22 protein-coding genes are annotated in these 21,269 nt (G+C 35.0%); 14 read left to right on the top strand and 8 right to left on the bottom strand.

The window, feature by feature from the left end; genetic code table 11:
- Positions 1-23: 23 nt before the first annotated feature.
- Entirely contained in the window at positions 24-782 is a 759-nt protein-coding gene (locus tag ACXAGJ_RS02250; protein WP_474836732.1) for a formylglycine-generating enzyme family protein, read from the bottom strand.
- A gap of 233 nt (positions 783-1,015) precedes the next feature.
- Here ACXAGJ_RS02250 and ACXAGJ_RS02245 point away from each other — a divergent pair, with 233 nt between their 5' ends.
- Entirely contained in the window at positions 1,016-2,092 is a 1,077-nt protein-coding gene (locus tag ACXAGJ_RS02245) for a sensor histidine kinase (protein ID WP_474836730.1), read from the top strand.
- Between the two features lies 1 nt (position 2,093).
- Positions 2,094-2,792 carry a LytR/AlgR family response regulator transcription factor gene (locus ACXAGJ_RS02240; protein WP_474836728.1) on the top strand — a complete coding sequence of 233 codons (699 nt, stop codon included), beginning with the start codon at positions 2,094-2,096 and terminating at the stop codon, positions 2,790-2,792.
- Positions 2,793-2,828: 36 nt separating this feature from the next.
- Here the strand turns inward: ACXAGJ_RS02240 and ACXAGJ_RS02235 are convergent, their stop codons facing one another.
- Positions 2,829-3,683 carry a LamG-like jellyroll fold domain-containing protein gene (locus ACXAGJ_RS02235; protein ID WP_474836726.1) on the bottom strand — a complete coding sequence of 285 codons (855 nt, stop codon included), beginning with the start codon at positions 3,681-3,683 and terminating at the stop codon, positions 2,829-2,831.
- A 304-nt stretch (positions 3,684-3,987) separates the two neighbouring features.
- On the bottom strand, positions 3,988-4,686 hold the full coding sequence (locus ACXAGJ_RS02230; protein ID WP_474836724.1) for an aspartate/glutamate racemase family protein: 699 nt from the start codon (positions 4,684-4,686) through the stop codon (positions 3,988-3,990).
- A 104-nt stretch (positions 4,687-4,790) separates the two neighbouring features.
- Between ACXAGJ_RS02230 and ACXAGJ_RS02225 the strand changes: the two genes are divergently transcribed.
- From ACXAGJ_RS02225 to ACXAGJ_RS02215, 3 genes are all read left to right on the top strand, one after another.
- Positions 4,791-5,732: a LysR family transcriptional regulator gene (locus ACXAGJ_RS02225; protein ID WP_474836722.1), complete on the top strand. Its 942-nt coding sequence runs from the start codon at positions 4,791-4,793 to the stop codon at positions 5,730-5,732.
- A gap of 121 nt (positions 5,733-5,853) precedes the next feature.
- The gene (locus tag ACXAGJ_RS02220) at positions 5,854-6,774 is read left to right on the top strand and encodes an ABC transporter ATP-binding protein (protein WP_474836720.1); all 921 of its coding nucleotides are present in this window, start codon (positions 5,854-5,856) and stop codon (positions 6,772-6,774) included.
- 33 nt (positions 6,775-6,807) lie between these two features.
- Entirely contained in the window at positions 6,808-7,923 is a 1,116-nt protein-coding gene (locus ACXAGJ_RS02215; protein ID WP_474836718.1) for an ABC transporter permease, read from the top strand.
- Positions 7,924-7,953: 30 nt separating this feature from the next.
- On the opposite strand, the gene ACXAGJ_RS02210 is transcribed toward ACXAGJ_RS02215, so the two are convergent.
- Positions 7,954-8,505 (bottom strand): DUF427 domain-containing protein, encoded by a 552-nt coding sequence (locus tag ACXAGJ_RS02210; protein WP_474836716.1) that lies wholly within the window; start codon positions 8,503-8,505, stop codon positions 7,954-7,956.
- Positions 8,506-8,623: 118 nt separating this feature from the next.
- Between ACXAGJ_RS02210 and ACXAGJ_RS02205 the strand changes: the two genes are divergently transcribed.
- The 3 genes from ACXAGJ_RS02205 (at position 8,624) to ACXAGJ_RS02195 (ending at position 10,069) form a co-directional block, all read left to right on the top strand.
- Positions 8,624-8,998: a DUF2237 family protein gene (locus ACXAGJ_RS02205; protein WP_474836714.1), complete on the top strand. Its 375-nt coding sequence runs from the start codon at positions 8,624-8,626 to the stop codon at positions 8,996-8,998.
- A gap of 67 nt (positions 8,999-9,065) precedes the next feature.
- Positions 9,066-9,464 (top strand): hypothetical protein, encoded by a 399-nt coding sequence (locus ACXAGJ_RS02200; RefSeq protein ID WP_474836712.1) that lies wholly within the window; start codon positions 9,066-9,068, stop codon positions 9,462-9,464.
- 14 nt (positions 9,465-9,478) lie between these two features.
- The gene (locus ACXAGJ_RS02195) at positions 9,479-10,069 is read left to right on the top strand and encodes a DUF6134 family protein (RefSeq protein WP_474836710.1); all 591 of its coding nucleotides are present in this window, start codon (positions 9,479-9,481) and stop codon (positions 10,067-10,069) included.
- A gap of 24 nt (positions 10,070-10,093) precedes the next feature.
- Here ACXAGJ_RS02195 and ACXAGJ_RS02190 read toward each other — a convergent pair whose 3' ends face one another.
- Together ACXAGJ_RS02190 and ACXAGJ_RS02185 are read right to left on the bottom strand one after the other, a co-directional pair.
- Positions 10,094-10,435, bottom strand: coding sequence for a hypothetical protein (locus ACXAGJ_RS02190; RefSeq protein ID WP_474836708.1), 342 nt, complete (start codon positions 10,433-10,435; stop codon positions 10,094-10,096).
- 80 nt (positions 10,436-10,515) lie between these two features.
- A complete protein-coding gene (locus tag ACXAGJ_RS02185; RefSeq protein ID WP_474836706.1) occupies positions 10,516-11,412 on the bottom strand; it encodes a sterol desaturase family protein in 897 nt (298 codons plus the stop codon).
- Positions 11,413-11,584: 172 nt separating this feature from the next.
- Between ACXAGJ_RS02185 and ACXAGJ_RS02180 the strand changes: the two genes are divergently transcribed.
- From ACXAGJ_RS02180 to ACXAGJ_RS02170, 3 genes are all read left to right on the top strand, one after another.
- Positions 11,585-12,703, top strand: a complete 1,119-nt coding sequence (locus ACXAGJ_RS02180; RefSeq protein WP_474836704.1) for a helix-turn-helix domain-containing protein — start codon at positions 11,585-11,587, stop codon at positions 12,701-12,703.
- Between the two features lie 98 nt (positions 12,704-12,801).
- Positions 12,802-13,041 carry a hypothetical protein gene (locus tag ACXAGJ_RS02175; protein ID WP_474836702.1) on the top strand — a complete coding sequence of 80 codons (240 nt, stop codon included), beginning with the start codon at positions 12,802-12,804 and terminating at the stop codon, positions 13,039-13,041.
- 187 nt (positions 13,042-13,228) lie between these two features.
- On the top strand, positions 13,229-14,560 hold the full coding sequence (locus ACXAGJ_RS02170; protein WP_474836700.1) for an alkaline phosphatase D family protein: 1,332 nt from the start codon (positions 13,229-13,231) through the stop codon (positions 14,558-14,560).
- A gap of 85 nt (positions 14,561-14,645) precedes the next feature.
- On the opposite strand, the gene ggt is transcribed toward ACXAGJ_RS02170, so the two are convergent.
- Entirely contained in the window at positions 14,646-16,343 is a 1,698-nt protein-coding gene (gene ggt / locus ACXAGJ_RS02165; protein WP_474836698.1) for a gamma-glutamyltransferase, read from the bottom strand.
- Between the two features lie 153 nt (positions 16,344-16,496).
- Here ggt and ACXAGJ_RS02160 point away from each other — a divergent pair, with 153 nt between their 5' ends.
- The 3 genes from ACXAGJ_RS02160 (at position 16,497) to ACXAGJ_RS02150 (ending at position 18,586) form a co-directional block, all read left to right on the top strand.
- Positions 16,497-17,051 carry a Crp/Fnr family transcriptional regulator gene (locus tag ACXAGJ_RS02160; RefSeq protein WP_474836696.1) on the top strand — a complete coding sequence of 185 codons (555 nt, stop codon included), beginning with the start codon at positions 16,497-16,499 and terminating at the stop codon, positions 17,049-17,051.
- A gap of 119 nt (positions 17,052-17,170) precedes the next feature.
- A complete protein-coding gene (locus ACXAGJ_RS02155) occupies positions 17,171-17,701 on the top strand; it encodes a hypothetical protein (protein WP_474836694.1) in 531 nt (176 codons plus the stop codon).
- Between the two features lie 3 nt (positions 17,702-17,704).
- Positions 17,705-18,586, top strand: a complete 882-nt coding sequence (locus ACXAGJ_RS02150; RefSeq protein WP_474836692.1) for a sterol desaturase family protein — start codon at positions 17,705-17,707, stop codon at positions 18,584-18,586.
- Between the two features lie 844 nt (positions 18,587-19,430).
- Here the strand turns inward: ACXAGJ_RS02150 and ACXAGJ_RS02145 are convergent.
- Positions 19,431-21,116 carry a serine hydrolase domain-containing protein gene (locus ACXAGJ_RS02145; protein WP_474836690.1) on the bottom strand — a complete coding sequence of 562 codons (1,686 nt, stop codon included), beginning with the start codon at positions 21,114-21,116 and terminating at the stop codon, positions 19,431-19,433.
- Positions 21,117-21,269 lie beyond the last annotated feature (153 nt).

Genomic DNA, 21,269 nt, shown 5'->3' with positions numbered 1-21,269 from the left:
AATTGATTGCTCTCTTTTTTCTATTATTTATCTGAAGCTACGCGAAACCCAAAGTATTCATATACTTCACCATTGAAAGCGCTGCCATATCGATATGCTACACTACAAAAAGAAGCACCAAGATGCCATCCTCCACCACGTATTACTCTGGCATCTCCTTTGGTTTCGCCTTTAGGGTCATTTTTAGGACTATTGGCATAATAATCGCCTCCGTACCTATCCATGCACCATTCCCAAACATTACCACTCATGTCATATAGTCCTAATTCGTTAGGCTGTTTACTAGCAACTTTTTGAGTTGTTTTATTAGAATTATCACCGTACCAGCTTACTTTTTGGATGTTATTTCCACCGCTATATTTGTAACTTTTGGATCGATTGCCTCCTCGTGCTGCATATTCCCATTCTGCTTCATATGGGAGTCGTATTGTTTTATTCAATTGATCAGATAGCCATTGGGTATAGTTTGTAGCATCGTGCCAGCTTACATTTACAATGGGGTGATTGTCTTGCCATCCCCAACTAGGCTCTTTGGGCATTTTTGTTCCTGTAGCATTGCAATATTCACGGTATTGTGCTACGGTAATCTCGGTTTGACTGATGTTAAAACTCTTTAGTGTAACTTGGTGAACAGGACGTTGATCTTTGTTACTGATCCCCCACTCGTCACCCATTTTGAAGCTCCCACCAGGCACATGTACAAATTTTGGTCGATTTTGCCCGAAGCTTATGCTTGTGATGAAAAGAATAATTATACATAGTAATAGTGTTGTTTTGTTCATAGTCCTTGTTATAGTTTGAAAGGAGCAAGTGCAATGCTCTGTTTTTTGACAAACATATTGAATGAAATACTCCAAAAAATAAAGAATAGACGAAGAGTGATTTTATCTGGATATAGGCTTGTTATCTACAGAAAACTGATTTTATCCTTTGGAATTGATTTTTGGACCGTCGATGATCAAGATTCATCTTTTTTAAAGAAATGCTCAAGTCTTATTTTATATATTTATCAACTATGATCAAAAGAAAGCACTTGATCGATTGGATCATTCAAAATAGAGTCGTTTCTCATCTTATATTTTGGTTTTTATTATTTATTAGCTTGCCGATATTGGCGGCATTAAACGATGGAAGCGTTAAGAAGACTGTGATTAGTGGCTTTAGTTTTTTGCCTGCACAGTTAATCGCCAGTTATTTATTGATCTATTATCAGGTTCCTAAATTGCTGTTTAAAAGGAAATACTTCCTGTTTGGATTGTCTTTTTTGGTGTCGGTATATATGCTTTTGATATTATCGAAGGTTCTTAGCATGCACCTGACCAAAATTTTTACTCCTCAATATTATGAATATACTAGTTTGTTGGATATCGCTACAGCTCCATTTCATTTGGCAGTAGTATATTTTCCTTCAGTCTATGTCTTTGTGTTTATAATGCTAATGACAAAGGCCTTTAAGGATCGTTTTGAAGAACGACATCAATTTGAAGTATTACAAAAGGAAAAAGCGAATACTGAACTTAAATTTCTGAAAGCACAAACCAATCCGCACTTTCTATTCAATACCTTGAATAATTTGTATTCACTAACCTTGGAAAAATCTGAAAAAGCGCCAGAAGTTGTTCTCAAACTATCAGATATACTTGATTATATGCTGTACCAATGTAAAGATCCTGAAGTTCCTGTACTCAACGAAATTTCGTTGATACAAGATTATATAGATCTGGAGTCCTTGCGTTATGGAGATAAGCTAAGTTTGGATTTTACCTATCATCTGCATGATCCCAATGTGATGATCGCTCCTTTGATCCTGATATCCTTTGTAGAAAATGCATTTAAACATGGAGCGAGTACTATCTTGAAAGATTCAATTATCAAAATTGAACTCACCACCAACAAAGACCAACTTTGCTTTACCGTTTTTAATACATTATCTTATAACGAACAAAATATGGTCACCGATCAATCACGTCAGGGAATTGGATTTTTGAATTCGGAAAGGCAGTTAGAACTTAATTATAAAAATAACTACGATTTGAAAAGCACCAAAACAGATCATGATTTTCAAGTAGAACTAAAGATTAATTTACAATAGTATGGTTATAAAATGTATGGTTGTAGATGATGAGCCGTTAGCCATTAAGGTACTAGAAAATCATATCCAAAAAGTACCCGACCTTGAGCTAGTTGCTACCTTTGACAACCCTATAGATGCAGGGCATTTTCTGCAAAGTAATAGTATAGACCTTTTGTTTTTAGACATACAAATGCCTGTAGTAACAGGAATTGATTTTATAAAAAATACTGTCATACAACCCAAAGTCGCATTAACAACAGCCTACAGACAATATGCTTTGGAAGGTTATGAATTGGATATTATTGATTATTTGTTAAAGCCTATATCCTTTATTCGATTTTATAAAACGATTAATAAATATAGGGCTTTGCAAGCAAATATGCTACCTTCATTCAATTCCTCTTCCGAGGCCATAGTAGATCACATCTTTGTAAACTCGAATAAAAAAATGATCAGGATCGAGTTTGCTACTATTTTGTATGTCGACAGCATAAAAGATTATGTACGAATACATACCACTAATGATATTATTACCACCAAAGATAAAATAAGCGCTTTTGTATTGCGACTACCCAATAATTTTTTGAGAGTACATAGGTCGTACATCATTAATACCAAGAAGATAGCTGCATTAACCTCAAAGGATGTAATCTTATTAGGAGGTATGGAAATTCCTATTGGCAATTCATATAAAGACATTATTAAATTGCTGAAGTAAAAATTATCAGCATTTAACAAAGAGTTTTTATAGAGTTTAGTTAAATATAGTTTTTAGTCCATCTTCTAATTCAAAGACCAATTGTACTTCTTGAGCATTTAATGGTTTATCAAAAAAAGCAAGTTCATCCATGAAACCAATGTATCCCAAGCCTAACATGATTTTTCCTTTTTCAGCTTTCCATGTAAACGGATCGTTAATATCTTTTATTACTCCTTCAAATTTACCATTGATATAGAGTTTAAACTCAGAGGCAGTTGTATTTACTTTTGAAAAAGTAATAGCCACATATGTCCATTTTTCGCTTAAAAAGGGAGGTTGGTTGACCGTAACTGTACGTTTATTCCACTCTACTTCATTGTTTTCGTCGTTTGGGTTCCAAACGTTTAGATCTCCCATAGCTCCTAATCTGAATTTCCTTGGATCATGATCAGTAAAATCTACCCATAAGGCTGCATCGTTATATCTTACATCCGTTATGCATATAGGATCACAATAACCAGGTGCCAAATCTTTATTAGGATCCAATCGCAACCAAAAAGATATGGTACCACTCCATGAGGTATTGCTATACCCCACATTTTTATAGGCTTTATAAAAAACAGCAGAGGTTTTGGCTTGTTTAAAGTGCAATGCGTCACCAAAAAGCCCCTCGTTTTTGGATAAAACAACGTTTAGGTCATGAATGCCAGGTATAGCATTCGCGGCGTCTTTATAGTTTTTAGCAGTATAGATCATTGCATCCCCTGAGGATATATCAGCGGCAGGGTTTCCATCAAAAGAACTATAAAAAAGTAGATGATTTTTTAACGGTTGGTTTTGAGAAAAGGTAATACCTGTAAAGAGCATAAAGAATACTCCTGATATAGATAAAAGAGAAGTTGTTTTCATAGATCTAGCTATTGGTTTTGACTAAGCTAAAGCCAAATATGGAGTTTAAATAATCTTGAAATTGAGATAAATAAAAGTAGGGTTGAAATAATTTCAATTACAGCTACTTTCTTATTTATGAATCATTATACCTTTGGTAATTGCCCTGGATCTACAATGACAATCAACATCACTAAAAAACAATGTACTCATTGTGTTGATGTAATACGTAAAAGCTTTTATAAAAATGTGATTCACTTTTGATGTTTTGTACACTTGTATCTCGCAATTGTATTCTAGTTTACATGCTTCCATAATTATAGTTTTAATGAGTATTTATTGCCATTGATATGGCTTTGTCTACGTGAATGGCTCCGGTATCATAGGTAGGCACAGCCACATCGGTTTCTTTAATCAGCATGGGCAGTTCTGTACACCCTAGTATCACACCTTCTATTCCCTGCTCCAGTGTTTTATTAATAATTTCTAGAATTGTTTTTTTGGAGGCTTCTGTAAACAGTCCCTTTAATAATTCTTTATAAATGATGGCATGAATCTCAGCTCTTTCTCTTGCTTCTGGTACTATAATTTCTAATCCATATTCATTTTCTAATGTTTTGGTGTAAAAATCTTTCTCCATAGTATACTTGGTACCTAATAGCAGTATTTTTTTAGCTTTATGTTGCTGTATGAGTTGACCTGTGGCATCCGCTATGTGTAGAAATGGCACAGAGATATTCTCCACAATAGCATCACTAACTATATGAATTAAGTTAGTGCACAGTAGGATCATATCTACTCCTGCCTGTTCTAATTGATGTGCACTTTTCTTCACAATTTGTGCTATAGCCTCCCAATGATGAGCATGGGTTAGTTTTTCGATTTCATCAAAATCTACTGAAACCAGAATGATTTTTGCAGAATGTGACCCTCCCAAAACTTCATTCGCTTTTTTATTCAAACGTTCATAGTAGAGTTTAGAGGACTCCCATCCCATTCCCCCAATAAGTCCAATCGTTTTCATTTTTCTCAGGTTTAAATTATGCCTAGTTGTTCCTGTTGATGTCAAAATTATGAGTAGAATTATTGTTTCTAAAAGAATTAGGTTGAAGACTCATGAGATGCTAATTGAAATTTTTTCAACGACAAGCAGGCATAAAGTATCGTATCTTTGATGATATGGAGTTAAAATATTTCAGATTGATCAAAACCATTGAAGAAGAAGGTAATCTTGCAAACTCTTCCGAACGTTTGTTTTTGACGCAATCTGCACTAAGTCACCAATTAAGAGATCTTGAAGAACAGTTGGGGTTTAAGGTTTTTCATAGAACCAGAAATAAATGGGAATTGACCCAAGAAGGTACTGAACTCTATAAGTTGGCTAATAAGATATTTAATACAATTGATGAGGGTTTCACAACTATAAAGCATATAAAAGAAGGTTCTAAGGGGAGGATCAAATTGAGTGCCGAATGTCAATCATTTTTTCATGCGATTCCTTCATTTATCCAAAAAATGGGCATACTCTATCCTGAAATTAGTATCGATATCGAGCTTGGAGCCACCCATCAGACCATATCACAAGTACTATCTAATGATATTGATATTGCTATTGTAACTTCAAAACCAGAATCTGACGAACTTTCGAGTATTCCTGTTTTTAAAGATGAGATTTTCGCCATTATGCATAGAGAGCATGCCCTATGTGATTTAGAATATTTGGATGCAGGTCACTTTAGTGATGTTCATTTATTAATTAATTCTTTCCCCATTCAAGGTGTAGCCGTGTATGAACTTTTTTTGAAACCGAACAAAATACATCCCATCAAAATTTCTGCCATTCCATTTACTGAAATTACTTTATCGATGATACAGGCGAATATGGGAATTATGTGTGCTCCAAAATGGCAGTTAGCACCTTTTAAATTATCCAAAGAATTGATATTTAAACGTGTCAGTAAAAATGGATTACGACGGACGCATTATCTGGTGGTCAGAAAGGAACAACGCAATAAAAAGTATATCTCCGACTTTATTTCCAGCTTCGAAGAAGATTTTCTTGAGATATAATTACCCTGTCTAGGGATATTTTACAATTCATCTTTTAAAACTTACAATTCGGTAACATTCTTTATTTGAATACCGTTGCCGTTGCGATATTTGAATCATCAATAGTAACGAACAACTAACCATGATTCAAGTACAAAACTTATCCAAATCTTTTCAAAACATACAGGCAGTAAACGATATTAGTTTTACGATCAATAAAGGAGAAATCTTTGGATTTTTAGGGCCAAATGGAGCTGGAAAATCCACGACTCTTCATATGATGAGTACCATCATAAAAAGTGATGGAGGAAGCATTCATATCGATGGGATAGCTACAAATGATCATCCTTCGGCTTGTAAGCAGTTGATCGGTGTTGTGCCTCAGGAAATTTCATTGTACGAAGAGCTTTCTGCATACCAAAACCTGATGTTTTGGGGTAACCTATATGGTATTCCAAAAGATATATTAAAAGAAAGAATCCATACTACTTTAGAATTGATTGGATTATCAGACCGAAAGAAAGATTTGATTAAAACCTATTCTGGAGGGATGAAACGAAGAATCAATATTGCTGCTGCCCTACTGCATCAACCGAAAGTGTTGTTTATGGACGAACCTACGGTAGGGATTGATCCACAAAGTAGAAACCACATTTTTGAAGTTATAGAAACCTTGAACGAACGAGGGATGACTATTGTGTATACCACTCATTATATGGAAGAAGTAGAACGTTTATGCGATCGAATTGCGATTATAGATTCTGGAAAAATCATTGCACAAGGTACACAAACCGAACTGAAAGAATTGGTGCCCACTAAGGAAAGTATTCAATTAGAATACAGTTTACTTTCAGAAAACAGTTTACAGGAATTGCAAAAGCTACTTCCCTACTCGATAACCGCTGATAAAAATAAAATACACATAGAGGGTTCAGTGCAAGAGCTTTCTAACGTGATCACAGTGAGCAATGAATTACAACTATCCATTAAAGATATACAGCTAAACAAAGTAAACCTGGAAGCTATCTTTTTACACTTAACAGGAAAACAACTAAGAGATTAATTACTGCATCCATCAACTATAAAATCCATAATTATGATCCTTACGCTTCTCAAAAAAGACTTACGATTATATTTCTCAGACAAAAAAGGAATTCTGATTACTTTTCTACTACCCATTATTATGATTACACTTTTTGCTTTCGCATTTGGTGGAGTTGCCAAAAAGAAGAGCGCACCAAAGCCTTTGGGTGTTTTGGTAGTAGATAAGGATAGTACTACCACTTCTCAGGAATTGATCACAAAACTTAATACTATGCCTACTATTCGTTTAATCCCGTCACAAGAAGAGGAAGCTTTGGATTTGGTAAAGAAAGGAAAGAATGTAGGCGCTTTATTTTTTGAAAAAGGATTTTCTCAAGCAGTTACCGAAGGTAAAAGTCTACCTGTAGAATTGAAATATGATGCGGCCAGAGATTTACAGATGAGAATTGTGCTTTCCGTTTTGACAGAAGGATTAAAATATCATCTGGGTAAAGTAGATCCAACCAATACTGTACGGCTTAAAACAACCTCCTTGATCAAAGAAAGCACTACCAAAGCCCATCCAGGGCTTGTACAAGCTGTGGGAGGAACAGCAATAATGATGTTGTTGTTTAGTATCGCGGCAATCGGTGGAGGAATGCTAGATGAAAAAGAAGCAGGAACCTTAAACCGTTTGTTGATCGCTCCAGTAAAACCACTTCATATTTTATTGTCCAAGATGGGTACAGCAATGGTGGTTTCCATATTGCAATTAACCACCATGTTTGTCTTCGCTTGGCTAGCCTTTGGACTTCCAATATTTATGGATACGCTCTCATTGCTATTATTGATTCTATGTATCTCGTTTGCGGTTTCTAGTTTTGGAGTTTTATTAGTGTCTACCGTAAAAACACGTCAGCAATTACAAGGCATGAGTACGATTATTATCATCCTGATGTCAGCCATCGGAGGTAGTATGATTCCTATAACTATGATGCCATCATTTATGCAGAAAGTAGCTGTAATTAGTGTGAATTATTGGGGTATGGAAGGATTCTTTGATATTTTTTGGAGACAATTACCACTTCTCAGTATTCTTCCAAAAATGGGGATTTTGTTGGCCATAGGACTGGGGATGACATTGGGATCCACGGTGTTATTCAAGAAGAATATCGTTGCTATTGGATAATATAGCGTAGTTCCTCACTCCTTTTGATAACTACCAATGGCCAGTTCCCGGGTCTCCTTTAAATGGGCCCACCAAATCTGGAGTAATCCATCCCGCATAAAATGAGCTCGATTGAGGTTTAACCCGTTCTGCATCGACATAACATTCTAAATGCTGGGGGTAGAAAGCGATATGATCTTTTAATGCAGAGAACTCAGGAAAGGGATTAGGATAGAACCATGCTATGGGTCTATTATTAGATTTCAAAGAGTAATAAGCTGCACTACCTTTCCATTCGCACAGAGAGTTTTTATTAGGCATTTCAGCTAGCATATGCATGTTAACATCAATCTTTGGGATATAGTATGTTGGAGGACTTGCAGTTTCCAAAACAGCTAAAGCGTTATTAGTATTGGCAATTTTGATATCATCATGATGAATCAATATGGACTTATTAACTTTTTCAATTATCGGAGGTCGCGGAAAATCCCAAACAGAACGTTGCCCTTTTTCTGGTACTATCGCAAATGGAGGTCTTTTGGTACCGGTATAGTCCCATTTTTCACGTGCTTTTTGTAGCCAATCTGGTTTCATATTCTTCATACAGTACAATTTACATCATTTAACCCTTGTTAATTGGTACAACAAGGGTTAAATATTATCTAATATTTATTCAAGGACTTAGATATTATTTAAATTTCAGAAAACAAAAAGAATGGTAATGGATCACGAACTTAATGTTTTGGGAACACCCTTAGAACCTTGTTGTTATACACCAATGACGGGATATTTTAGAGATGGATTTTGTAGAACTATACAAGAAGATACTGGAACTCATGTGGTTTGCGCAATAGTTACTGAAGATTTTTTGGAATATACGAAGTCCAAAGGAAATGATCTTTCTACACCACTTCCTTATTGGAATTTTCCGGGACTATCTCCTGGGGATAAATGGTGTCTATGCGTTTCAAGATGGTTAGAGGCAGAAAGAGTTGGAAAAGCTCCTAATATACTTCTGGAAGCTACTCATGCAAAGGCGCTGCAATATGTAAGTTTAGAGATTTTGAGAAAGTATGAATTTGTTACGCCGAAATAGGTTTCTTATTTGACATTGAACAAAGAATATCGGTCCATAACCCACTTTTTAATCGTAAATTGGCATTATGGAAACTCAAGGAATTCAATCGAATACTTTTCATAAAAAGTTGGCTCATCTCTTCTATGCTGTAGCTATGGCAGATAGAAAAATGGTAATTGAAGAAAAGCGACAAATAGTAGCATATGTAGAGAAATATTGGTCACATTCGTTTGATAAAAACGATGGTAAAGAAGTGATCTATGAGACCATGCGTGAGCTCATCCAAAAACGAGAAACATCGGATAATGCTTTTTCCGTTTTTACGACATACTATCAGTCTCAATCAGAGGGTTTTTCAAAAGATTTATGCCTTAAAATAATGGAAGCTGCCGATGGCATTGCTACCTCTTTTTCAAAAAGAAATAAATCAGAATTAATCTTACTCACAAAACTTCATCAATTATTATTGAAGTCAGTCGATTAGTAACTTAGTTTCATATGATGTCCCAAAGAACGTATCCTTTCCTATTTGCCGTATTACTTAGTTGGTCCATTGTTGCACAAAACCACACTTACGATATCATATCTAAAAAAGATACGTTAGGCCTACTCCAGGTGTCAAAATCGAAGCAAGGAGAACATTTGGTATACTATTATCATGTAGATATGAAAGTAAAATTGTTGATGAATGTTCATATGAAATATACTATCAAAGCAACTTATGATAATAGTCGATTATTGTCTGCCGATGTCAACAATATTATCAATGAAAGGCCTCACCATTCCTCTCAAATGAAATGGCAGAATTCTTCTTATATATTGACGATCAAAAACAAAAAGCCACAAAAATTAGAAGCAGAGATAACTTATAGTGGAATACGACTTTTCTTTGACGAACCTTTAGGAGTTAAAAAAGTATTTTCAGAATACACCACAAAAAATGGGCAGCTAGCTAAAATCGATAATAGTATTTACGAACTTACCCTGCATAATGGCAAGAAAAACAGATATTTCTATCAAAATAGCGAATTGGTAAGAGCTACGATTAATAATTCACTGATTAAGTTTGACCTTATACTAAGAAAATAAGAGCAAAAATTAATGAGAATGTGTTTAATCAGTATTGAGCCGTACTCTGCTTTTAATCCCCCACATTTCTTTATTTCGATTCGCTTCAGAGGTGTCTAGTACTATGTTGTTGGAATAGCTGGCAATATATCGAACTCGTTCTTCGGTAAGATTATTATGGCTTGCAATAGCTCTTGTAGATCTCCATTTTTGATTTGTTTTGGAATTTGGCGCAGTATTTCGAGTTAACCAATGTACTACTTTTTTGGTATCTCTGTTTCTTACAATCCAAATTTTGATTTCATTCAATACCCATAGAAAAGCACCAGCTATAGCACCACCAACGGCACCTATGATAATCCCTTCTATGATCGAAATTTGGTTCATTTTTAAATCGAAAGTTAATCTCTCTCAAAATCCATATACAGTGAAAGATAAAATTTTAAAAACACATATCATATTTATTTTTAATGATTTACTGTCTTATTGCCCTGTTCCTCTTTCTCAAAATACTTTGGTTTCCATATCAAGTTTCCAAAAATGATCTTTAATTTATCTTTTAAGTTTTTGCAACGTTTTACTTCTTTCCAGATGTTTTTATATTCAATAAAATTGATGGTAATAGGATTATTGGTTTCTATATTTTTGGTTAAACCGTAGACTACTTTCTCTTCTTCCCGCTGATAGGTACCAAACAGCTTGTCCCAAATGATCAAAAAACCACCATAATTTTTGTCAAGATACTTGTTATTGGACCCATGATGTACCCGATGTACAGAAGGCGTGTTAAAAATTTCATCCAACCACCCTAGTTTACCAATCTTTTCGGTGTGAATCCAGGTTTGAAACTGAGCTACCAATACAAGCCCAATAATTGCTTGAAACGGAGAAAACCCAACCAATACCATAGGGATCAAAAACATCCACTCAAATAATCCTTCTACGATACTCAATCGCATAGAAACTGTAAGATTGTAATCCTGTGAAGAGTGATGTACGCTATGACTAGCCCACAGAATTCGATGTTCGTGTTCTAAACGATGCATCCAATAATATGTAAAATCTGCTACAAAAAAAGCAGCGATCCAGGTATATATATTTAAAGGTATTTGATAGATTGATAACATTGAAATTGGAATCAAAAAGATCACTCCCAATGATCCCAGTATGGTCTTTTCTAGAAGTTGATTCATCGCAAAAATTGAAATATTGGCTAGTGTGTCTTTCCATCGTCTTTTTTTGGCTGTGATCAAGTCCCAAACAATTTCAGAAATAATTAGTACAAGATTAAACAAGAAAAAATAACCGATAAAGGTCATGATGCCTGCTTCCTCAAATAATGATATTAATTTTGCAAAACTCATAAAGTCCAGATTTTTGTATAGACGATTTGTGCAAAATTACTTTGCGAGATCAGTTATAGTGTTGTTCCCGATAAATCTGGACAAAGTTTTTCTACTTTTTTATGTGGATGATTTATACAAAAGCATGAAAAGAAATACTTTTGTTTTTGTAGGATAGTAATACCTCATATTCATGAACCTTTTAGATATATCACCATTATTAAGCTTCATCTTAGGGGGGCTTTTGGGTGTTTTTATCCTATCCCGTAAATCGGGTCTGGGTAGAGACAAACGCATACGTTATATTTTGGGTGTTTTGGTGTTTCTATATGCATATACTTCTTTTGATTATTATTTGATATTGAAAATAGGGATTGATAGTATGTTTACAGGTGGAGCCTATATGTTGTATCATCTTACCGGTCCATTATTCTATGTTTTCATTTTACTATTGACCAAATCGGTTTTCCTTATAAAAAAGATGATCTTTTTCTTGGTAGGATACAGTCTGATTCGATGGGCACTCTTCCTGCCTACTCTAGAATTTACTTCGGTAAATGATATCATTACCAACAGTGATGTATATGGTATTTGGTTTTGGATACAAATTGAATATGTGATAGCTACTGCGGTTAATATTGTCTTATTGATTCTAGCGTATATGCGACTTCACCATACCCCAGTTTTTGTAGATTTGGAGAAGTCTGAAGAACTCAATTACAAATGGGTAAAATTGTTGATCTGGTTATGTGTTCTTCTACAAATTATAAGCGCAATAAATACTTTACTACAAACTGAAAGTTTGGATACTTTTGAGTTTTATGTGAAGGCAGAAACATTGTTGTTGGCAATTTTCTTTTTCGTTTTGGCGTATTCTATCATGCATTTCCCCGTTTTTGTATTTACAGGAGCATTTAATGATCTAACCGAGGGAGTAAAGAAAAAATACGCCAAATCTTCGTTAACTGATTCTTCTATACTCTTTCAGAAAATCGAAACCTTGGTTAGAAGTGAAGAACTATACCTTGATTATGATATCAAGCTCAATATCCTAGCCTCCCGATTGGATACATCGATACACCATATCTCACAGGCGATTAATGAGAATGCAAATTCTGGTTTTTCTGATTACATCAATAATTATCGTATCGAAGCTGCCAAACCTATGTTACTTATCTCCAAGCCCAATACCATTTTTACTATTGCTTTGGATGTAGGATTCAACAGTAAAGCAGCATTTTATACTGCTTTTCGAAAAAATACCAACATGACTCCTACCGAATTTAAAAAGAAGTATCGAGCTAAAAATTAAGTTGTATTAACCAACTCTTTTTTACGCTAATATAATGTAGAGAATGGATTGTTGTTTTTATCTTTAATAAAATTTATTATTAATCAAAAAATTACACAATGAAATCTAAATTTTTAAAACTACCTGGCGCAATCTTATTAACCAGAGAACAGCAAAAGTTTATAATAGGTAACGGAAGGGATCTTTATTTTACCGCAGATGAAGATGGAGGCGGAAGCCGATGTTCCAACAAATGCACCGGAGATTATGATTGTGGTGGTGTAAACAAATACTGTGTGTCTTACTATTGTAATCCAGATGGTACAGGAGGATCCTTTAAACAATGTGGTCCAAATTAATTCTGAAAAACTACAGAAAAAGCCTTCAATTTATTGGGGGCTCTTTTTGTCTATATCTCATATGATGAAAAACTGAAATAGCAATCTTGGCATATTAAACAAAAAGTAATAGTTTATTGAGGTTTTAGAAACATAAACTCACCAAGTCCTTGTATATTTACCCTTCTTATTTAATCTCTTAATTTTTATGAAGAAGAAACTCCTTTTTGTTAGTTTGTTTTTGATTACCGGTTATATCACGTTAGCACAAGATGTGGTACAATCCGGACCTATGGTGGGCTACTCTACGATGCGAGAAGTATTACTTTGGGTTCAAACCACCAAAGCAGCCGAAGTACATTTTGAATATTTTGATAAAGAAAATCCAAATCAACGTTTCAAAACTGAAAAACACACTACTGAAATGCAAAATGGCTTTGTTGCAAAGTTAATTGCCAATCAGGTATTACCTGGCAAGAAGTATACTTATGAAGTATTTGTTGATGGGACCAAAATTGAAAGGGACTACCCTATGGAGTTCGAGTCGCAAACCCTATGGCAGTGGAGAACTGATCCACCAGAAGTAAGTTTTGCAATTGGAAGCTGTAATTATGTAAATGAAGAACAGTTTGATCGTCCTGGAAAACCTTATGGAAATGATTTTGATATTTTTAAATCCATCCATAAAAAGAGACCTGATTTTATGCTTTGGTTAGGCGATAATACGTATCTAAGAGAAGTAGATTGGAATTCTCGCACCGGTTTTTTACACCGATATACTCATACTCGTTCCTTACCAGAGCTACAACCATTGTTGGCTTCGACACATCACTATGCGATTTGGGATGATCATGATTATGGACCTAACAATGCAGATAGTGGTTTTTGGGGTAAGGAAACCGCTTCAGAAATATTTAAACTTTTTTGGGGGAATCCTAATTATGATGTGATCAACCAAGGAGGAATTACAGGTACTTTCCAATGGGCAGATTTGCAGTTTTTCTTATTAGACAATCGTTATTTCAGAACATCAAACAATAATCTTACCGGGAAACGAGAAATGTTAGGTAAAGCACAGATTGATTGGCTAATCAATGCCCTGGCATCAAGTAATGCTCCGTTTAAGTTTGTTGCTGTTGGTGGGCAGGTACTAAATTCGGAGGCGATGTATGAGAACTATTCAATTTTCCCTGAAGAAAAACAATACTTCCTGGATAAGATCAGAGAGGCCAAAATTGAAGGAGTTATTTTCCTTGATGGAGATAGACATCATACAGCGTTAAGTCGCTTACAAGAAAGCACTTCAGTATATCCTTTATATGATCTTACCTGTTCTTCTTTAACCGCAGGGTCTAATAACAATAGAGAAAAACTGAATGTATATAAGCTGGAAGAGACTATAGTGGGGCAACATAATTTTGGGATATTGAACGTAAGTGGACCTAGAAAAGATAGAGTACTTAACATCAAAATATTTGATAAAAACGGAAAAGAACTGTGGAGTAAGGACATAAAAGCAACAGATCTAACCTATAAATAGAGAAGCACTCGGTATTCGATATATTTTCAAATAAAAAAAGGGCGATCAAATCGCCCTTTTTCTATATAATGAATTTCTAATACACTTAATAACCAGCAGCTTGTCCGTCTTTTCGACTTTCTGAAGCTCCATGATAAACCTTGTTTTCATCATCCCAAAGAATCGCTTGGTAACCCCCATAAATTCCTCTGGCAGTTCCAATTCTGTGCCCTTTGTCCATAAGCCCTCTGATAGTTGTGTACGGAATTCCGGACTCTGTTCGTATAGTACCCGAATTTACTGTAGTAGCTCCCATAGGGCTAGCTCCACCGGTATGATCCCATCTAGGAGCATCACCAGCTTCCTGAATGTTCATTCCAAAATCAACAAGATTCATCACAATTTGTGTATGTCCCATAGGTTGAAAATCTCCTCCCATTACCCCAAAGCTCAAAAATGGTTTTCCATCTTTGGTCATAAATGCTGGAATAATGGTATGAAATGGTCTTTTACCAGGTTCGTAGGTATTGGCCTGCCCGGGTGTCAAACTAAACAACTCTCCTCTGTCTTGTAACATAAAACCTAGTTTTGGAGGTGCCATACCAGAACCCATACCTCTATAATTACTTTGAATCAAAGAAATCATCGTTCCATCTTTATCAGCAACGGTCATATAGATCGTTTCACCTGCAGAAATTTCTCCGGCATTATATGTGCCAGCGCGTTTACCAATTTGTGATCTTCTTTCTTTGGCGTATCCATCGGATAGTAATTCTGTAACAGGAACATCAAAAAAGTCCATATCGGCATAGTATTTTGCTCGATCTTCAAAAGCAAGCTTTTTGGCTTCAGTAAATAAATGAAGATGCTCTGCACTACCAAATTCAATATTAGAAAAATCATAGCCTTCTAATATTTTTAGCATTTGAAGCGCAGCAATCCCCTGTCCGTTTGGTGGTAATTCCCAAACATCGTATCCTCTATAATTGATAGAAACAGGTTCGACCCACTGTGATTTGTGTGCTGCCAGATCCTGTGCAGAAAGAAATCCGCCTTGTTCTTTAATAAATGCTCCTATAGTCTTGGCAATGTCTCCTTTGTAGAACGCATCTCGCCCACCTTCGGCAATCTTTTTATAAGTATTAGCTAAGTATGGGTTCTTGTAAATTTCACCTTCGTTAGGAAGTTTACCTCCGTTCTGTGCAATATAGGTATCTTCGATATTAGGGAATCCTTTGGACTGAAAGAAAGGAATACTACGTTGCATATACCATGCGATAAGCTCGGTTAATGGAAATCCCTTTTCGGCATAGTCTATCGCTGGAGCCAAAATCGTGGACATGGGTTTGGATCCAAATTTTGTATGGAGTTCAAACCATCCATCTACAGCACCAGGAACACTTACGGGTAAGGCACCATGGGATGGGATTTTTTCCATGTTTTGTTTCTTAAAATAATCCAAAGTCAGTTTTTTGGGAGAACGACCACTGGCATTTAGTCCATATAGTTTTTTTGTTTTTCCATCCCAAACAATGGCAAATAGATCTCCTCCGATACCGCAACCCGTAGGCTCCATAAGACCAAGAGCTGCATTGGCAGCAATAGCAGCATCAATGGCATTCCCTCCATCTTTTAGGATGTCAAGACCAATTTGTGTCGCCAAAGGGTGACTTGTAGCGACCATTCCATTTTGACCGAGTACTACCGATCGAGTAGCAAAAGATTCTCCGGTAACCCGATCTTGCGCTTTAGAAAATTGTACGAATAAAAATAAGCAAAGTGTGAGTTTAATAAGATGTTGCATGAGCGTGTGTGTTTGATCGTTCTAAAGTACAAAAATTGGAATATAAAAATAGTTCTTTCCAGATCTTAGGGTAATATTAACATATAAGCTTTATGTATATTTGTTTATATATAATCCCCAGTTACAGTACGAACTTTTAGTAGCATACTAATCATGGAGTTGATCAACTTTATCCAACAGTATATTTCCCTTTCTAAAGAAGCAGAACAGGCCATTACTTCATTAGTTTTGGATCAAACATTGCAAAAAGGAGAGGTTTTAAATATGGCTGAAAAGACCTGTAAGCGTCTTTATTTTGTGAAAAGTGGAGCTGTTCGCACCTATTTTTATCAAAATGGGAAAGACGTTACGCATTGGATATATCCAGCAAATACTATGGTAACTTCTTGGTATAGTTATCTAGCCCAAACTCCAGCAAAGGATTATATAGAAACCACCATTACTAGTCATGTAGTATCTCTAACATACGCACAATGGCAGGAATTATATGCATCCTTTCCCGAATTAGAACGTTTTGGACGTTTACTCGTAGAAGAGCAAATGGCAGCAATAGATGATTTTTACAAGGGATATTATTTCCTTTCTGCCAAAGAAAAATATGAACTGTTAATCAATGCAATTCCTAATATCACACAAATTGCAAATCTTGGACATATAGCCTCTATGCTGGGAATTAGTCAAGAAACTTTAAGTAGGGTCAGAAAGTAGATTTTGATTTATGTCAAAATTTACTTCAAAAACAGTGGTTAATTTTGATCAAATGTTTGAACAAACGCTAAGGTTTGACAATAGCTTTATCATAAAAACCTTATATTATAGTTTAAGAGATGAAAAATTCTACCCTACTATTTAGAAGTTTGGCTGTAATAGTTTTATTAGGTGGAAGTGCCCACCTGGTGAGTTATGCTTCTGAACAAACAGTTGATAATACTATCTCTCCCGTTGATGAGAGCATAGAACTTCAAACTTCAAAAAGTGAAGAAAATACTTCGCTGTTAAAGGATACCTCTGATTATAATGAGGAAACCGATTATATTATTGGTAACTGGAAAACGATGTACAATTCAAAGGACTTTAAAGGAGCAATTGTATATATCATTAAAAAAGAAAAAGGTGTATTTAATGCGTATACCCATGCCTATGAAGATGAAAATGGAGATAGTGAAAAGGCCAAAGGCTATAAAATCCTAATGATAAAGTCTTTTGATGGCTATAAAGGAAAAGGAATCTATAAGGTTACTTATGAAAAGCAAACGTATGATATCGAATGTGAGATCGATATGGTAGATGAAAACACTTTTAAATTAAGTTACGACTACTATGGGTATAGTGATGTTGAAACCTGGAAAAGACAATAATTTATGATTGAATTTTTATCAAAAGAACTAAGTTGGATAGATGTAGACTATTGGTTTTATGTATTTAATGATTTAAGTCTCATTTACATTATTGTTCCTTTTTTTGTATTAGAACTTATTCGGTATGCCTGGCAAAAACGCTTGAATACGAACTTAGTTCTAGACAGTGTTGCTAATATTATCACCTTTGGAGCATTTCTAACTATCGAATTTTTATTGGGCTTGTTGGCGGTAACCAAGCTTTATTTCTGGGTGTACAATCACATTAGTCTACCCCATTTGGAACTGAATTGGATAACAATCATTACTTGTGTTCTATTGGCTGATTTTGCTTATTATTGGGAGCATAGAATGATGCATCGTATTGGTATTGGTTGGGCAACCCATACCGTACATCATAGCTCTCCTCATTTTAATATGTCTGTAGCTTATCGTTTTGGACCCTTGGATGCAATTATGCCTATCATTTTTTCTTTACCCATAGTAATGTTGGGTTATGATCCCATTTTGGTATTGTTGTCAGAAGTTTTTGTACAGGTATTTCAGACCTTATTGCATACCGAAATCATAGGTAAGTTTATCAAACCAGTAGAGTTTATATTCAATACGCCTTCTCATCATCGGGTACATCATGGATCGAATAGACAGTACTGGGATAAAAATTATGGTGGTATTTTGATCATTTGGGATAGAATGTTTGGTACATTCGAACCAGAGATCGAAACTGTCCGCTACGGAATTTCAGAACCATTACATAGCACAAATCCAGTAAAGGTGTTTTTTCATGGGATCACCCGTTTGTTTAATAAGATTGCGGGCGTAGAAGGATTTAAAAACAAGTTTTTGGTGTTGATTAAACCACCTGATTGGATACCTAAGAAATGAGAATAATCCTTTCTACTGTCTACTGTCGTAGTAATTATTTCTGTTATCAATATATTTTGGGTTTTACACAAAGAGCTTATGTTTTTGAGGTTCTTTTTTCCTTTGTTTCCAACAAAAAATAAAACCAAAAGTGTACAAACCATATAGCAGGATGTTTGAAAACGCTAATAGGAATTTTAGTAAAACGAAAAAACTATACCCTTGATTGATCTTACATAGTAAGAAAAAGGGAACTACTAGGATATGGAAAAGCGAAACACCAATACCCACAAAAAATGGGATCTCAATAATTGTAGAAATTGTGTCTTTATGGATATACTCTAAAGCATAATACACTACCGCAACGGTTACAAACAGGGAGAATAACATCATCGGATATATTTCTACTCCTCCTATTGACATGTTGGTGGTTAACGAGACCGCTATATAAAAACAGATAAAGATATAGATAAAGATATTCAGCAATTTTCTTGTTTTAGGACTCTCAATTTGATTTTTGAAATAATTAATGTAGAATACTCCGCTGATTACCCCATATATTAAATATATCCATGTATTGCCAATGTGGAGACTATCAACTAAAGACTTTTGTATCGAGAAGTGTTTTATCACCCAATTCGAAAACGCAAAAAAAGACTCTATTGAAACTGTTAACCATAAGAAATAGACAAGATAACGGGTTTGCTGATGTACTGAGTGTTTTTTTATGTAAAGTGTTCCTGTTATCGCAGAGAGCAGCTCTACAAAACATATTATAATGCCATACATAGATTGTTATGTTTTTGGGGCATTTGTAAATGGTATCTTAGGCTCTTGACGATACTCAAAAATAAAGATTGTACATCTAATTAGAAAATACTCCTTTGGTTTTTGTAAACTTCACATTTTTCATTCGATTGGAAGATACCAATAATCCAGATATAGTTTCTTTTTCACGAATAAATCGGACACTTTTGATGTACCAAGTATTACTAACAAAAAAGTCTTTCAATACGGGGTGTAACTCTGTATCCTCCTGCCGTTGGTGGCTTAAGATTAATTTTCCTTCTTTTACAGATAGCTTTATAAAAGTATTGAGTTCTTCACTGAAATAAAGTCCTTGAAAAGATTGCAATTGATTTTCTGTATAGGAGATATCTTCATATTTTTCCAAAATACTACCTCTACCCTTTTCTGGCAATATTTCCATTTTAGATATTGCATTGTTCGAATCAAAATCAATTTCATAGTAGTCCTTAATTCCAAACATCACAAATTTTTGTTTACCTATTGGAACAAGAGGAAACTGTCTGTTTTCATGAATAATATATCGTAATGTATCATTCTTCAATTTAATAGTTCGAGAATAATCATTTTCAAAATTCCAATACTTCCCCTCAAAAGATTTTAATTTTCTATTTGTGAGTTTAACCGACGTAAACGGTTTGCTTATTTCCTTTTCTTCGGGGATTAGTGGTTTTTTATCTGGCTTCAAGAAGATGTCTGCGGTGTGTAACGCCAACCTTTTGGTATCGGCATTATTTCTGTTACTAAAAACACAAATCGAGAGCTTTTCTTCTGGAAAACGGACCAAATAAGATCGGTATCCAGCTTCTGAACCTGTATGTTGAATAATTTTTCTGTTCATATGTGTGCTGTGGAACTGTCCCAAAGCTCCTCCAAACTTGGTTCCATCATTTAGTGTTTGCTGATTGTCTAACAATTGGATCAATTCCCTAGATCCTAATGTGGTGTCATAAAAATTAATCATCCATTTTGCTATATCTTCGCCAGTTGTAATAATCCCTCCAGGGCCATATGTATCTGTCGAATATACACTTTTTACATATCCTCTATTTGTCTTTTGATAGGAATACGCACGGTTATTGATAACACCTCTGTAATCATCTTGTACCCTACTGTTGTTCATCCCCAAGGGTTCGAAAATGTATTTTTTTAGAAACTCGGGAAATGTCATTCCAGAAACTCGTGCGATTACCTCTGATAACAAGGTGTACGATGAGTTACTGTAAGAATAGCGTTCTCCAGGTAAAAATCCCAGAGTGCGTTGCTTGTATAGGAACTTCAGTACCATTTGATGGGTAATGACATCATCTAACTTCCATCCTGCCAAAGACAGCAAATGCCATTGATCATTAAGTCCACTAGTATGCGACATAAGATGCCTGAGAGTAATCACATTCCCAAAGTCGTGAAGTTCTGGAATAAATTTTCTAACATCATCATCTAACGTTAGTTTTTCTTCGTTTTGCAATAACAGTAAGCCAAAACATACAAATTGCTTGGTTAACGAAGCAATATTAAAGGGTGTTTGTGGGGTAAGAGGAATGTTATATTCCAGGTTTGCATTTCCAAATCCGTGACTAAAAATTAATTCACCATTTTTTACAACAGTTACTACAGCTCCTGGGGTATTAGGAATAGAATATTCATAAAATAGCGCATTTATGGCCTTAGTATCAATTTGCGAGGTAACTAAAATAGTATGAATAAACACCAGCAAGGATACCATCCTTTTTATGCTTTGCATTTTGAAATTGGGTTTTAAGGTCTAATTCGGGTGAGAATATAATTAATTAGTATCAAATCCTAAAAATTATTGCAATTAGATTGCAATAATTCTAAAGTTTTTTAAGATAAAAATGAACCCATCTTTTTTCCAAGATCTTTTAGTATCCATTTT

This window comes from Aquimarina sp. AWH4_224 (assembly GCF_056160245.1).
The sequence above is the reverse complement of the archived record's forward strand: the minus strand, read 5'-3'. Positions and strand labels throughout refer to the sequence as shown.